The following is a 14,996-nucleotide window of genomic DNA, read 5'->3' as shown; positions in this document are numbered from 1 at the left end:
TTCAGCTCTTTTTATTTAGTCTGTGTTCTATTGCATCCATTAACAACCCTGTAATTGAAAGGCTAGGGTTGGCAGCTTCAATTTCTCGGACACAAGTTGGGCTAGTGACGTTAATTTCGGTTAATTTATCTCCAATAATATCTAACCCTACAAATAGCAATCCCTTTTCTTTTAAAATAGGTGCAACACTGTGAGCGATATGCCAATCTGTATCACTTAACGCCCTTACTTCTCCGTGTCCACCTGCAGCAAGATTACCACGGGTTTCTCCTTTTTGTGGGATCCTAGCTAAACAATATGGTACGGGCTCACCATCCACAACCAAGATACGTTTATCACCATCTTTTATTGCAGGAATAAAATTTTGCGCCATACAAAAACGGGTGTTATGATCTGTTAATGTTTCAATAATGACCGATATATTGGGATCATCTTGTTTGATTCTAAAAATTGATGCTCCTCCCATACCATCTAAAGGCTTTAAAATAATGTCACCAAATTCTTGATGAAAAGCTTTAATCAGTTGTGTTTGGCGTGTGACAATTGTTTCTGGTGTAAACTGAGCAAACCATGCTGTGAATAATTTTTCATTACAATCGCGCAAACTCTGCGGTTTATTCACGACCAATACACCGCTATCTTCTGCACGTTCTAAAATATAAGTTGCATAAATATATTCAGCATCAAAAGGGGGATCTTTACGCATTAAAATAACATCGAGATCATTAAGTGATATTATTTGCTCATTGTCCATATCGAACCAATGATCTTTATCGTTATAAACAGTTAAATTTCGTGAGGTTGCATAAGCTTGTCCATTACGCAAGAACAAATCATTCATTTCCATATAAAATAATTGATATCCACGTTTTTGTGCTTCAAGTAACATGGCAAAACTCGTATCTTTTTTTAATTTAATATGACTAATTGGATCCATAACAATACCAAGTTTAATCATAGTAACTCCTTTCTGGTTTTTATTGTTTTATTAAGTATACGTTGTGGTAACACGTAATATTCTATCTTTTTGTTTATCGTTTTTCATGAAACGTTGTAATAGATAGTGTTTTAATTACTACAAATGAAAACTATCATACTCGTTACAGTTTAAGATGCAATGTAAACCTTATGCAATTGTCATGATTCTATTTATCAACTTAAATCACCAAAATAGGCTTGTAAAGCGGATAAAGCAGTAAGTGCTGCTGTTTCAGTCCGTAATATCCTTGGTCCTAATAAAATATCTGTAAATTGATATTTATGTGTTTTGTTGATTTCAGTATCTGATAGTCCGCCTTCAGGACCAATTAACAAACTGATATTCTGTTTATCATTTGGTAAATGCTTAATGCCATGTTTAGCTTTAGGATGAACATTTAATCTTAAATCACTTGTTAAACTTTCGCACCAGTTTTCTAATTTCATCACAGGATTAATAACGGGTACAATGTTTCGTCCACATTGCTCACAAGCCGAAATTACGATTTTTTGCCATTGTTGGACTTTTTTATCTAATCTTGCGACATCAAGTTTAACTCCACAACGTTCAGAAAGCAGGGGAGTAATGCACGTAACACCTAGTTCCACCGATTTTTGAATCGTAAACTCCATTTTTTCACCACGCGATATTACTTGACCTAAATGGATATTTAGTGGGGATTCTTTATTATCTAAAACCGTTATTGCTGTTTTTACGGTAACAGATTTTTTAGTAATTTCATGTATTACTGCAGGAGTAATGTTATTTGAGCCGTCAAATAAGACAATATTTTCGCCTATTTTCATACGTAATACACGAATAAGATGATTAAATGCATTATCATCAAGGGTAAAAATACTATTTTGAACAATGGGAATAGGTTGATAGATTCGGGTCATAAAGAATAAATATTATTTCATCATAATTAAAATAAATTATAGCGTAATTTATTTATATTCGGTAATCTTCTATTTAATATAAATAAAGCATTGGAATTAAAATATGACAAAAAATAATACCGATCGAGTTTTAATTGAAGGTCTTACCGTTTATACAACTATTGGTGTATATGAATGGGAAAAAACGATTAAACAAAAATTAATCATCGATCTTGAAATGGCATGGGATAATCAGCCAGCAGGGCAGACTGATGATGTCACTTTATGTCTAGATTATTTTTTGGTAAGCCAATTAATAACTAATTTTATTCAATCAACCCAATTTGAATTAATTGAATGTGTAGCTGAACAAATAGCGAAATTAATTATAGAAAAATTTGCTGTTCAATGGTTAAAAGTCAAAATATCAAAACCACGAGCGATCGCTAATGCCAATAATGTTGCCGTAGTAATTGAACGTTTTGCTTAGTTAATTAAATAAACCTTACCTCTTTTTGAAGGGATAAAATGCAATGCTACAGTGGCTATTCATTGATGGGAATTTGAATTGGTCAATAAACTGGCAGATCAAATACTGCGATTACTATGCGGTTATCGAGTAAAAAGTGTCTTTTATTTATTAAAAATAAGTGCTAGCCTATACATCATTAAATTCCGAATTAGAATGATTTTTAGTAGTTCAAGATAAAATTGAGTCATACATTCCTTTAATCAGATGGGAGAAAAGCATGAAAGTAAAAATTATTCCATTATCTTGTGTAGTACTAAGCATGGCATTAATTGGTTGTGGTGGTAATAGCAAAGGTAAAGAATCTCATTGGTCAAAGCCTCATGGTGTTCTTGAAGATTGTAGTGGTGTAATGAGTAATTCACAGCAATGCCAAAAAAATTCATCTAACCAACAATTTATGATTCAAATCGATAGAAACTAATATGAGTGCATGGCTTATTTATGCTTTACTTTCAGCAATAACTGCTGCATTAGTAGCTATTTTAGGTAAGATTGGTTTACAACATCTTGATGTGAACACAGCAACGGCTATTCGAGCGATTGTAATGGCAGTTTTTTTAGTCGGTGTTGTTATTGTTCAAGGAAAACTTAATCTTATTAATACGTTTATTAATGACAAAAAGGCGTTATTTATTATTGCATTAAGCGGTATTGCCGGTGCCTTGTCTTGGTTATTTTACTTTATGGCAATTAAAGAAGGTAAAGTATCGCAAGTTGCGCCTATTGATAAGCTAAGCGTTGTCATTGCTGTTATCTTTGCCACTATTTTATTTGGTGAAAAAATATCGTTGTTAGCGGGCATTGGTGTGGTGATGATTTCTGCTGGTGCGATATTAGTTGCACTATTTTAGTAGTTCATTAAAAAGCTCAACAGAAACTAGTTCCCCTTTATTAACATTACCACGATTTTGCTCAAGTATGATAAAACAGTTAGCTTGATTGAACGACTGTGTGATATGAGAACCTTGCTGACCTGTTGTGATAACTTCTAACTCACCTTGAGCATTGATTTGCAGTATTCCTCTTTGAAAATCGGTTCGACCTATGCTTTTCTTAAGATTTGTTGCAGTTTTAACACGTAATGTTGAATCACTTGATAAGTTTTCTATTCCTGAAAGAGCCAAAATCAATGGTTGAACCAATTGATAAAAAGTGACTAATGTCGAAACAGGGTTACCCGGTAAACCACAAAATAATGCATTATTTATTTGACCAAATGCAAAAGGTTTACCTGGTTTCATGGCAATTTTCCAAAAATTAATGTTACCTAATTGTTCAAGCGCTGTTTTGGTAAAATCTGCATCACCAACAGAAACGCCACCACTAGTTATTACCAAATCAGCTTGTTGTGAAGCTGTCTCTAATGCTTGCTTAATTTTTGTAGGGTCGTCAGCAATGATTCCTAAATCAATAATTTCACAATTGAGCTTGGTCAATAATAAATTAAGGGTAAAGCGGTTACTGTCATAAATTGAAGCAAAACTAGATAATGGTTCGCCAATAGGTGTCAATTCATTGCCTGTGGAAAAAATGGCGACTTTTAATTTTTTAAACACAGCAAGTTTGCTAATGCCTAATGTCGCAAGTGTTGATAGAATAGGTATACTAAGACGTTCACCTTTAGGAACGGTTACAGTACCTTTTTTTACATCTTCGCCTGCACGACGAATATTATTACCCAACTTCACATCAGCTAAAAAAGCAATGCCTGCATCTGATTTTTCAGTATCTTCTTGCATGATAACAGCGTCTGCGCCATGTGGAACCGGTGCACCTGTCATGATACGTATACAGGTATGTTCTGGCCAGTAAAGATTGGTGATATCATCGCCTGCAAAAATAGTTTTTGATAGTGGTAATAGTTTTGATTGCTTGATATCAGATAATCGAACCACATAACCATCCATTGCCGAATTATCAAATCCAGGTACATTAATTGGTGAAATAACAGGCTCTGCAGTGATTCTTTCTAATGCATCGAATAATTGCACGGTTTCACTTTCAAGTGGTTTAGTTAATAATGCAGCTTGTAGAATTTTGCATTTTGCTTGTTCGAAAGTCAGTAACATATATATTTTCTTTATAGTTAATTGCTCATTATGGTTTATTGATAATTTAGGTATTAAATTAAATGATTTTCTATCTACATAAGATTAAAACTATTAATTGATTATTATTAATGCTTTACATTATTACGTCGCCATAAAGCGACGTAAGCATATCACTAAACATTAAATAAAAAGTTCATAATATCACCGTCTTGAACAATATAATCTTTACCTTCAGAACGCATCTTGCCGGCCTCTTTTGCACCTTGTTCACCACCATATTTAATAAAATCATCAAAAGCGATAGTTTGTGCGCGAATAAAGCCTTTTTCAAAATCGGTATGAATTTTCCCTGCTGCTTGAGGGGCTGTATCGCCCACTGAAATTGTCCATGCGCGGACTTCTTTCACTCCAGCAGTAAAATAAGTTTGTAAATTTAGTAAACTGTATCCTGCACGGATAACACGATTTAATCCTGGCTCAGTTAAGCCTAAATCTTGCATAAACTCATCACGATCTGCATCATCAAGCTCGGCAAGTTCTGCTTCGATAGCTGCACATACTGGTACAACTATTGCTTTTTCTTGTGCTGCAATGGTTTTAACTTTATCTAAATAAGGGTTATTTTCAAAACCATCCTCATTCACATTAGCAATATACATGGTTGGCTTCAATGTTAGAAAACTTAGGTATTTAATGGCATTAAGTTCTTCTTTACTCAACTCTAATAACAATAATTTTTTACCTTGTTCAAGGTGCGGTAAACATTTTTCCAGAATTTCAAGTTCAAATTTAGCTTCTTTATCTCCTCCTTTGGCTCGTTTTTGCAAACGTGTCATAGCTCGTTCACAAGCTTCAAGGTCTGACAATGCAAGTTCAGTATTGATGATTTCGATATCTTCAGCAGGATCGATTTTACCTGCCACGTGGATAATATTCTCATTTTCAAAGCAACGTACAACATGACCGATTGCTTCTGTTTCACGTATATTAGCTAAAAATTGATTGCCTAAACCTTCACCTTTTGATGCGCCTTTTACTAAACCAGCAATATCGACAAACTCCATTGTAGTTGGCAAAGTGCGTTGTGGTTTGACAATTTCCGCAAGTTGATCTAAACGTGGATCGGGCATAGGTACCACGCCCGTATTTGGTTCAATAGTACAAAATGGAAAGTTAGCTGCTTCAATTCCTGCCTTGGTTAGTGCATTAAAAAGCGTTGATTTACCTACATTCGGTAGTCCTACGATGCCACATTTGAATCCCATATTGTTTGTTACCTTTTGTCATAAAATATCTAAAAAATAAGGGATGATTATATACTAGTTCGTACTATTTGTGCCAATGTTCTTATTAATGAGTTTGTGATTGACTGAACAAAGTAATCATATTTTTCTTATATGTAGCAAATGTATTGCAAAGCGCAACTTGCGGTAAATTAGGTCTTAATAAAAGTTTATTGTTCAATATGTAAACCAATTTGATAAAGCTGGTTTTTTTTAAGACCGTAAATTTCAGCTGTTATTGCTGCGGCTTTTTTTAATGGAAGTTCTTTTTGTAATAACTTTAGTGTATGAATCACATTAGGATCAATATTATTATCACGTTTAAAATTACCTTCAACGATTAAAACAAATTCACCTTTTTGACGAGCTGCATCTTCATTTAACCAATTGATTAATTCATTTATAGGATAGCTAACAATCGTTTCCCATGTTTTGGTTAATTCTTTCGCTAATACAATTTGTTTATTTTCGCCAAAAATGGATAACATATCATTGAGTGTATCTAATAATCGATGTGTTGATTCATAAAAAATCATTGTACGTGGCTCATTAATTAATTTAGCTAAACTATCTTGTCGAGCCTTGCTTTTTGCGGGTAAAAAACCTTCATAAATGAACTTGTCAGAGGGTAATCCCGCAACAGATAATGCAGCAATTGCAGCACAAGCTCCCGGAATTGGTACAACGTTGATATTATTTTCTCGGCAAGTTTTAACCAGATGATATCCTGGATCATTAATTAATGGTGTGCCAGCATCTGAAATCAAAGCAATGGATAATCCAGATTGAAGCTTTTCGATTAAAATTTTTGATTTTTCTTGCTCATTATGATCGTGCAAAGCAAAAAGCTTAGCTTTAATGCCTAGATGCTGTAACAGCAAGCCACTATGACGAGTATCTTCCGCAGCTATAAGATCGACATTTTTGAGTATTTCAATTGCTCTAAGAGAGATATCATCCAAATTACCAATTGGTGTTGCAACAATATATAAAGTCATTATTTTAAATCACATTAAATTTTTGTAGAAAATAGATAAAGAGACTGTACGAAAGCCTATTTTATTGTATATACTCACCGCTTTCAAAATAAATCCGAATAATCTTTATTTCAGTAGTTGTAAAAATGCATAAATGATTAGAATTTATATACAAAAGGGTTTATTTCAACAGTGAATGACACATAATATAGAACTTAACTAACAGTTAGTTCATTTAATTAATTTTAATGCTATTTCGATTAATGCTTTAAAGCAGGATGGCTTATTTTTAACCCCATTTTATTGAATTAGCATAAAGAGGATTAATATAATAGCTTTTTGTTGTAAAAGCGATAAAATGTGTAAATTAAAAATAGCTATGAATGAAAGGTGTTGCTTTGAAAAAAATTCTTGTATTAAGTTGTTTAAGTTTGACAATTGCTGCATGTACTCAAACTAACCCAGCTAAAATTGAAAATATAACCACATCTTCCGTTGGTTCAACATCAACCACTTATGCTAAACCACCTAAAAATATTTCAACAAATAGCAAGGTCACAAAATCACCAGACACAAAAACAACTTCATCCAATACTACAGTGGATACAAATACATACAGTAATAATGGTACGGTTATTACTAATCAACGTATTGTTTATAATCGTAATTATGACGATATTCCTAAAGGGGGATATCAAGGCGATACTTATACGGTTAAACGAGGTGATACACTATTTTATATTGCTTGGGTGACAGGTAACGACTATCGTTCATTGGCCGCTAAAAATAATATTAAAGAACCTTATGCTGTTAATGTAGGTCAAGTATTAGATGTAAGTGGTGGAACTACAGTAGTTGTTACCCAAAAAACGACGACCTCGAAAAATAATTCTATTGCTGTCCCTACTACAGTTGGGGCTTCTAATGCTAAGCCTGTAGTGACAACGACAACCACCACAACGACAACAACGAATAATAAATCTCATCCACCTAAAACAACGCAAACTACTGAGACAGTAACGCAATCGGTTAATGCCTCAAATAGCGAATCGATGAGTCCAGGTATGCCAGCTTCGAATATCGCTAATATTTCATGGAAATGGCCAACGAAAGGTAAAATAATCGAGAAATTTTCAAATGCAAGTAAAGGTATAGATATTGCAGGATCTTTAGGTGATAAAGTTGTTGCAGCGGCAGATGGTCGTGTTGTGTATTCTGGTAATGCTTTACCAGGATATGGTAATTTAATTATCGTTAAGCATAATGATGATTATTTAACCGCATATGCACATAACCAATCGATTTTAGTGAAAGAGCAGCAAGTTGTGCGTGCAGGAGAACAAATTGCAACTATGGGAGCAACAGGCACTACATCAGTAAGATTACACTTTGAAATCCGATACAAAGCACAGTCTGTTGATCCTATAAAATACTTACCAAAATTATAAGTATCGAGTTAAACATGATTAACTCAATACTATGGGTATGCAAGAATGTTTATGTGTATACCAATAAATACAAGATATATAATAAAATTTATTCTACGTAACAAAGGAGTTATATTCATGGCAGTTAAAAAATTAGTATTAATTCGACATGGAGAAAGTGTTTGGAACCAAGAAAACCGTTTTTGCGGTTGGACTGATGTTGACTTATCTGACAAAGGCAGTAAAGAAGCAGCCGAAGCAGGCAAGCTACTTAAACAAGAGGGCTTCCAATTTGATTATGCTTATACGTCAGTATTAAAGCGCGCTATTCACACTTTATGGCATGTGCTTGATGAAGTTGACCAAGCTTGGTTACCTGTTGAAAAATCTTGGAAATTAAACGAACGTCATTATGGTGCATTACAAGGTTTAAACAAAGCCGAAACCGCAGCGAAATATGGTGATGAACAAGTGAAATTATGGCGTCGTGGTTTTGCAATCACACCTCCTGCGCTTGAAAAATCAGATGAACGTTTTCCTGGTCACGATTCGCGTTACAGCAAATTACCTGAATCAGAATTACCATTAACCGAAAGCTTAGCATTAACCATTAAACGTGTACTACCTTACTGGGAATCAACAATAGCCCCACGTGTAGCTAAAGGTGAACGTGTTATTATTGCTGCTCATGGCAACTCACTTCGTGCATTGGTAAAACATTTAGACAACATCAGCGATGATGATATTATCGAACTAAACATCCCAACTGGTGTGCCATTAGTGTATGAATTTGACGACAATATGAAAGTCATTAAACATTACTACCTAGGCAATGCTGACGAAATCGCTGCAAAACAAGCTGCTGTTGCCAACCAAGGTAAAGCAAAATAATTATTCAATAAGCTATTAAAGAGGTAGGTTATTTAACTTACCTTTTTTATTATCTAAATTATCATTTTATTTAACCACTTTTATTGATTTAATCTAATTTTGAGAACTTAATTTTGTCTAAAATCTATTATATATATGGCGTAATGAATGCCGGAAAATCTACAGAACTTTTACAAATTGATCATAATTATTTAAGTAATAATATGAAGACGTTATTACTTAAATCATCAGTCGATACCCGTGATTCGGCTATTGAAATTGTTTCTCGTTTAGGATTACGTAAAAAAGCATTGCTTCTTGACGACAACACGGTTGATGCCATCATTGAACACATTAAACAAAATGATTACGCTTGTATTCTTATTGATGAAAGCCAGTTTTTATCTAAAAATACAATATGGAAATTATCCGATGTTTGTGATGATTATGGTGTGCCAATCATGTTTTTTGGCATAAAAACGGATTACATGGGGCATTTATTTGAAGGTTCTAAAACTCTTTTAGAAATTGCAGATAATTTTAGAGAGTTAAAAACGGTTTGTTGGTGTGGTAAAAAGGCAACTATGATCTTATTAGAAGGACAAGACGGTCAAATTGTTAAATTTGGTAATTCCATACATTTAGGAGACAGTGAATACCACTCAGTATGCCGAAAACACTGGAAGGTAGGACAAATAAGACCGAGCCTTTAATAATTTAATATTTTATTCTTATCTAAAGATGTGAGTTACCATTCTTGTTATGATTTATCATGATAAAAAGTGTGAATAAGTTCGCATTTTTAATATTTTCTTTTTGTTGATTTTGTCTGCTTTATGTCATATTGCCTGAAACGATATAGTTTCGGGTATATTAATAAATCTTGAGGAATCAACATGAAATTTAAAACTATTTCATTAGCAGTATTGTTGAGTTTAACTGCGTACACAGCCAATGCGAAAGAGTTTGTATTAATTGATAATGAAAAAGGCATCGCTAAAGGCAATTGGTCTATAGCAAGCAAAGATTTGGGTATAAAAGAACAGCGCTTTGCTATTCAAAATACGGTTCTTAAAGGTGGCAAACAAGAAGGCAGTGAATTACTGACTATAGACAGCAATGATTTTACAATTAAATTAAGCCCAACGCGTGGATTAGGTATTATTTCTGTTATCGGTGATGGTGTTCGCATGGGGTGGGATTCACCCGTTGATGAAATTGTCAATCCAAAATTTATTAATTTAGAAAGTCGTGGTGGATTAGGTTGGCTAGATGGTTTTAATGAAACAATGGTGCGTTGTGGTTTTGAATGGACAGGGCATGCAGTAAAAACGGATGGCATGATGTATACGCTTCATGGGCGTGCGCAAAACACCCCTGTATCAAAATTAATTATTGATGTCTCTGAAAAAAAACCATATACCATAACCATTAAAGGCTTGATTAAGGAAAACACCTTCAAAAAAAGTCATCTAGAAACTTGGGTATCACTAAGTTATGTTCCTGGTAGCAAGCAATTTACAGTGCATGATGTAGTCACCAATAAAAGTGATTATGCCCGAGACTACCAAATCATCTATCATAGTAACTTTGGCACACCAATTCTTGAAGAAGGCGCTAAATTTATTGCACCAGTTAAAGAAATTTCACCATTTAATGATTATGCCAAAACTGGTTTGAAAACATGGCAAACTTATTTAGGTCCAACGAAAGGCTTTGATGAAATGGTGTTTAATGTTTATCCTTTTGCTGATACAAACGGTCAAACTCAAGTTATGATAACCAATAAAGCAGGGGATAAAGCAGCAGGAATTGCTTTCAACATTAAAGAACTCCCTGTATTGTCATTATGGAAAAATACCGATACGTTAAAACAAGGTTATGTGACAGGATTAGAACCTGGAACAAGTTTTGCTTATCCTGTCACAATTGAACGAGAACAAAAACGCGTTCGCCAATTAGGACCAGGGCAAAGTGCGCAGTTTACCTTAACATATAGTTTACTAACAGATAAAAATGCAGTAGCCAAATATGCAAATCAAATCGAAGCGATTCAAGGTGATCAAGAAACAAAAATTATTGAACAACCCATGGCTAAAGAATAAGATTGAATCTTACAACTAACAAGGAAGTTAGCTGTAGGTTGACATTATGTACACAAATTATGAACACACCATACTAGTAAAAATCATATTTATATTTGCCTATCAATTATTTTTATACCAGGATAAAAATTAATTTATCCTCTATAAATTGATTTGAAAGAGCCTGATAGACTAAAGCTTTTACTTAAAAGTATCATGAATTACCCAATTTTCTCTATTGCTAGCAAACAAGGGCAATTTTCGTTTTTCTGCATTTTCTGAATTAAAACAGATAATATTGGTTGATGAATATATAAATATTTATGATACATAGCAATGTATTATAGATAATAAACACGGCGTTACAGTGATATAGATATTTCCATAATTTCAAGTATAAGATGTCATCCACTTAATCTTTAATAACGACCTGAATATAGGCTTTTTTTACTAAGCAGTAAGCTTAGAATGATTTTTAATTGGACAATATTTTATACTCTAAAAAAATTAATTTAAACGAGCATATTTTAAAGAAGTCGATGTAAAATGGCTTGTTATATTTTAAATAAAGGAACTAAAATGACAACTAGGCGAATGATAATTGGTATCAGTGGTGCAACAGGTTTTGCTTATGGCATAAAAGCGTTAGAACTATTAAAACCGTTGGATATTGAAACTCATTTAGTGATTTCAAAAGCGGCACAACTTACACATTCTCACGAAGTACCAAATATAAGCCTAGCTCAGGTAAAATCACTGGCAGATAAAGTTTACTCTATCAACAATATTGGTGTAGCGATTGCCAGTGGTTCATTTAAAACTATGGGAATGCTCATTGCACCTTGCTCAATGCGTTCTCTTGCTGCAATTGCACATGGTTTATCGGATAATTTGCTCACTCGAGCGGCTGATGTAGTGTTAAAAGAGCGTCGTCGGTTGGTATTAATGACAAGAGAGTCGCCATTGCATTTAGGGCATATTAAAAATATGGAAGCAGTTACACTTATGGGAGGGGTTATATTTCCTCCAGTGCCAGCATTATATCAGCATATTGAAAGTCTTGATGATATGATTACGCATAGTGTAGCTAGAGCGCTTGATCTATTTGATCTTAATATTTCTTCGTTACCTCGCTGGGGTGAAGATATACCTTTAAACACTAAACAGCCTTAATAGCGTTATTACTATAATTTAATATGAAAGCAGATAAAAAAATCATCACCTTTATACAAAAACATCATGTGTTGTCACTCAGTGTTATCTTACCTGATGCTAACCTTTGGGCATGTAATGCTTTTTATGTGTTTAATGAAGATTTGATGTGTTTATATATTCTTACTGAATTAACAACTGATCATGGTAATGCTATGTTAAATCATGCGCAAGTAGCAGGTACAATAAGCCTTACCCCGAAAACGGTGGCAAAAATACAAGGAATACAATTTCAAGCAATAGCATTGCAACTAATAGGCAATAAGGCAAAGCAAGCCTACTCACTTTATTATCAAAAATTCCCTTTTGCCAGAATAATAAAAGCACCTATTTGGTCGCTTGAATTACAGCGAATAAAAATGACAGATAATCTTATGGGATTTGCTCACAAAATTCATTGGGTGAAAAGAAATTTATATAAATGATTGGTTTTTGGTTTTTTTGCCTGTTTCAACAAAAGTTTTACTTTTTTAAAACCCACATTAATGTTATGAATTCCCATAATCAACCTGTTTTCCTGTTTTCCTGTTTTCCTGTTTTCCTGTTTTCCTGCTTTACGTCTCGTACGATTCATGCTAAATAGCTATCTAATAGAGCTTGTTGTATCTTAGGGAATAGTCCGCTAAGGTGTTTTCTTTCGAAATAGGCTTGCTCACTTTACTTGCATAGCGAATGACTTTCGGCCCTAGATGTTGCCAGCACAGGCACCCAAAAATAAAGTAATCCATGCAATTGGGGCATTTTTTGAAGCATAAATTATGGGGTTGATATGACCGCCAAAGCCATGAAAGGACATGGGTAATGGAGGCAAGCTTTTAGGTCCGTGCTCCATATAACAGCGGATAAATTCCCGTTCATATTTATCGTCTTGATCCTTATAATTATTTTTGCCAATGCCGACTGATTGAACAATGGGAAATCCAATTTTATAAGCCAAGGGATAAGTTGACCATATTGGTATCACCCATGTTTGAGCCTATTTCGCCAAAGTTGGTCGGCATAATATGTTCCCACTTAAATACCACAGTGCCACTGCAATATTTAGAGCGTTGAATATATACTTGCTTTGTGATTCGATTAAACCGTATCCGAAAATGGTGGATGGTAAATAGTTCAAAGCGATAAATATAGCGGAAATAACAGATACATAAATCTAATATACTACCTTAATTCAAATAGCCTGCACTGTAAGGAATCAAAAATATAAGTAAACTAATACAAGTTAGAATATTCCTAAAATTTGCAAACATACCACTACTAATCTCTAAATATCGATCGTTATAGGCATAGGAAGATTTTATTGGTTTGAAGTTATTATTGACGGATTCTTGAGTATAGTCTTTGGGCTTCTTTTGGCGTCATATTATCGCTAGTATAGCCCATTTTCAATTTTTTGTGGGGTTTGGGTTTTTTAAGCCTTGAGAGTACAAAGACTATTTATCCGCATAATGTTAAAAATATCGAAAATTATAACATAAAACTGGGTAAAATTAATATTTGTTTTTATTTAGGGAGATGTAATTTTCGTATCTTGATGAATTTATATTAAAAATAGAGTCATTTTGGTAGGGCGACATAAATTGAATTGAGCTTGTTTTTTTATTTTTTAAAATCAATAAGTTAAAAATCTTTAAAAATTTAAAAAATCTGGTAGAATTTGTTGGTCGCTATAACTGTAAATAAAACAGATATCTACAATTAGAGTGTTCCCTGTATACACAGGGATAAACCGATGCGCAGAAAGATTATTTTCAGACAAAGCACGTGTTCCCTGTATACACAGGGATAAACCGTATTAATTTAGTTGACGGGTTTTATATTAAATCGTGTTCCCTGTATACACAGGGATAAACCGGTTTTTTGCTCCTCGTCCCACTCGATCCGCCCGTGTTCCCTGTATACACAGGGATAAACCGCCTGAACGTTGGCGGGATAGTATGGTTATTGCGTGTTCCCTGTATACACAGGGATCCCCCTCTTTATCTTAATGCTAAAACCCTAACCCCAGTTAATTGATAAAATTTTAAGTGGGCTTAAAAGCAGCAACCTAAAAAAACATGACTCACTAAGCTTATCTTAAATTTCAATAAATTAACTTCAGTTAAATATTGCAAATTATGTAAAAATCGTGTAATTTTATGCGTGATTTTAGTTATCATTACTGATTATTAAAATTACCGATAAAAATAGATAAATATGACAAAACTAAATAAAAATAAGTAGCAAGGTAGTAAAGGAAAAAAAATGGTAAAACATTTAGACAAAATCATCGAACAAGCAGGGAAAGACTTGCTTAGCCAATTAACAAATAAAGTTAGTCACAACCGTTACACACTAACCATTGATGAACTCAGCACTCCTATATCGGTGTTAAACGTCAAAGGCGAAGATGCCTTAAACCAGCTGTGGCATTACACCATTACTTTTACCAGCGCCAATAAAACCCTATCTACCGATGCTTTTTTAAACCAACCGGCTACTTTCTCATTTAATTCTGTTGTAAGCGATGCGCTCAGTTCTGCAATCCGTGCCTTGGGTGATTTTACCAATGATAAAAGCACCCGCAAGGTTTATGGCATTATCACCGAGTTTAGCCAATTATCGGTGAATAAAGAGGAAGCGCATTATCAAGTGGTCTTATCGCCACGACTGGCTAGACTAACGTTAAACCGCAACTGTGCCATATTCCAGAACCAAAGCGTA

Annotated in this window: 16 protein-coding genes and 1 CRISPR repeat array; of the genes, 10 read left to right on the top strand and 6 right to left on the bottom strand. The window is 34.0% G+C overall.

Translation table 11 applies throughout. The annotated features are described in order from the left end of the window. Position 1: 1 nt before the first annotated feature. Both gshB and rsmE read right to left on the bottom strand, forming a co-directional pair. Positions 2 to 958, bottom strand: a complete 957-nt coding sequence (gshB, locus tag A9G34_RS07490) for a glutathione synthase (protein ID WP_034945037.1) — start codon at positions 956 to 958, stop codon at positions 2 to 4. A 194-nt stretch (positions 959 to 1,152) separates the two neighbouring features. Then, entirely contained in the window at positions 1,153 to 1,878 is a 726-nt protein-coding gene (gene rsmE, locus A9G34_RS07485; RefSeq protein ID WP_065569348.1) for a 16S rRNA (uracil(1498)-N(3))-methyltransferase, read from the bottom strand. Between the two features lie 103 nt (positions 1,879 to 1,981). On the opposite strand from rsmE, the gene folB reads away from it, so the two are divergent. The 3 genes from folB (at position 1,982) to A9G34_RS07470 (ending at position 3,240) form a co-directional block, all read left to right on the top strand. Then, positions 1,982 to 2,347 carry a dihydroneopterin aldolase gene (gene folB, locus A9G34_RS07480; RefSeq protein WP_034945043.1) on the top strand — a complete coding sequence of 122 codons (366 nt, stop codon included), beginning with the start codon at positions 1,982 to 1,984 and terminating at the stop codon, positions 2,345 to 2,347. A 259-nt stretch (positions 2,348 to 2,606) separates the two neighbouring features. Then, positions 2,607 to 2,810, top strand: coding sequence for a hypothetical protein (locus A9G34_RS07475; RefSeq protein ID WP_034945046.1), 204 nt, complete (start codon positions 2,607 to 2,609; stop codon positions 2,808 to 2,810). A gap of 1 nt (position 2,811) precedes the next feature. Continuing rightward, positions 2,812 to 3,240 carry an EamA family transporter gene (locus A9G34_RS07470; RefSeq protein ID WP_034945049.1) on the top strand — a complete coding sequence of 143 codons (429 nt, stop codon included), beginning with the start codon at positions 2,812 to 2,814 and terminating at the stop codon, positions 3,238 to 3,240. Here the strand turns inward: A9G34_RS07470 and moeA are convergent. The 3 genes from moeA to rsmI form a co-directional block, all read right to left on the bottom strand. Then, positions 3,232 to 4,458, bottom strand: a complete 1,227-nt coding sequence (moeA, locus tag A9G34_RS07465; protein WP_065569347.1) for a molybdopterin molybdotransferase MoeA — start codon at positions 4,456 to 4,458, stop codon at positions 3,232 to 3,234. The genes A9G34_RS07470 and moeA overlap by 9 nt on opposite strands. Positions 4,459 to 4,613: 155 nt before the next feature. Beyond that, positions 4,614 to 5,705: a redox-regulated ATPase YchF gene (gene ychF / locus A9G34_RS07460; protein WP_034945056.1), complete on the bottom strand. Its 1,092-nt coding sequence runs from the start codon at positions 5,703 to 5,705 to the stop codon at positions 4,614 to 4,616. A gap of 188 nt (positions 5,706 to 5,893) precedes the next feature. Further along, positions 5,894 to 6,721 carry a 16S rRNA (cytidine(1402)-2'-O)-methyltransferase gene (rsmI, locus tag A9G34_RS07455; RefSeq protein WP_034945059.1) on the bottom strand — a complete coding sequence of 276 codons (828 nt, stop codon included), beginning with the start codon at positions 6,719 to 6,721 and terminating at the stop codon, positions 5,894 to 5,896. Between the two features lie 362 nt (positions 6,722 to 7,083). On the opposite strand from rsmI, the gene nlpD reads away from it, so the two are divergent. From nlpD to A9G34_RS07425, 6 genes are all read left to right on the top strand, one after another. After that, entirely contained in the window at positions 7,084 to 8,148 is a 1,065-nt protein-coding gene (gene nlpD / locus A9G34_RS07450; RefSeq protein ID WP_065569346.1) for a murein hydrolase activator NlpD, read from the top strand. Between the two features lie 117 nt (positions 8,149 to 8,265). Further along, positions 8,266 to 9,018 (top strand): 2,3-diphosphoglycerate-dependent phosphoglycerate mutase, encoded by a 753-nt coding sequence (gene gpmA, locus A9G34_RS07445; RefSeq protein WP_034945065.1) that lies wholly within the window; start codon positions 8,266 to 8,268, stop codon positions 9,016 to 9,018. A gap of 113 nt (positions 9,019 to 9,131) precedes the next feature. After that, on the top strand, positions 9,132 to 9,710 hold the full coding sequence (locus tag A9G34_RS07440; protein WP_034945068.1) for a thymidine kinase: 579 nt from the start codon (positions 9,132 to 9,134) through the stop codon (positions 9,708 to 9,710). A 183-nt stretch (positions 9,711 to 9,893) separates the two neighbouring features. Then, entirely contained in the window at positions 9,894 to 11,102 is a 1,209-nt protein-coding gene (locus tag A9G34_RS07435; RefSeq protein WP_034945071.1) for an aldose 1-epimerase family protein, read from the top strand. A gap of 558 nt (positions 11,103 to 11,660) precedes the next feature. Further along, positions 11,661 to 12,254 (top strand): UbiX family flavin prenyltransferase, encoded by a 594-nt coding sequence (locus tag A9G34_RS07430; protein WP_065569345.1) that lies wholly within the window; start codon positions 11,661 to 11,663, stop codon positions 12,252 to 12,254. 23 nt (positions 12,255 to 12,277) lie between these two features. Then, a complete protein-coding gene (locus A9G34_RS07425) occupies positions 12,278 to 12,718 on the top strand; it encodes a hypothetical protein (RefSeq protein WP_034945078.1) in 441 nt (146 codons plus the stop codon). Positions 12,719 to 12,978: 260 nt separating this feature from the next. Here the strand turns inward: A9G34_RS07425 and A9G34_RS07415 are convergent, their stop codons facing one another. Then, positions 12,979 to 13,257, bottom strand: coding sequence for a hypothetical protein (locus A9G34_RS07415; protein ID WP_065569343.1), 279 nt, complete (start codon positions 13,255 to 13,257; stop codon positions 12,979 to 12,981). 739 nt (positions 13,258 to 13,996) lie between these two features. Continuing rightward, a CRISPR array of direct repeats spans positions 13,997 to 14,270; the repeat unit is 29 nt; unit sequence GTGTTCCCTGTATACACAGGGATAAACCG. A gap of 267 nt (positions 14,271 to 14,537) precedes the next feature. Between A9G34_RS07415 and A9G34_RS07410 the strand changes: the two genes are divergently transcribed. Further along, positions 14,538 to 14,996 (top strand): contractile injection system protein, VgrG/Pvc8 family (locus tag A9G34_RS07410; protein ID WP_176701487.1); only part of this gene is annotated, 459 nt, incomplete at its 3' end.

It is taken from the genome of Gilliamella sp. Choc4-2, assembly GCF_001690355.1.
Classification (GTDB): Bacteria; Pseudomonadota; Gammaproteobacteria; order Enterobacterales; family Orbaceae; genus Gilliamella; species Gilliamella apicola_A.
This window is presented reverse-complemented; position numbering and strand designations above follow the sequence as displayed.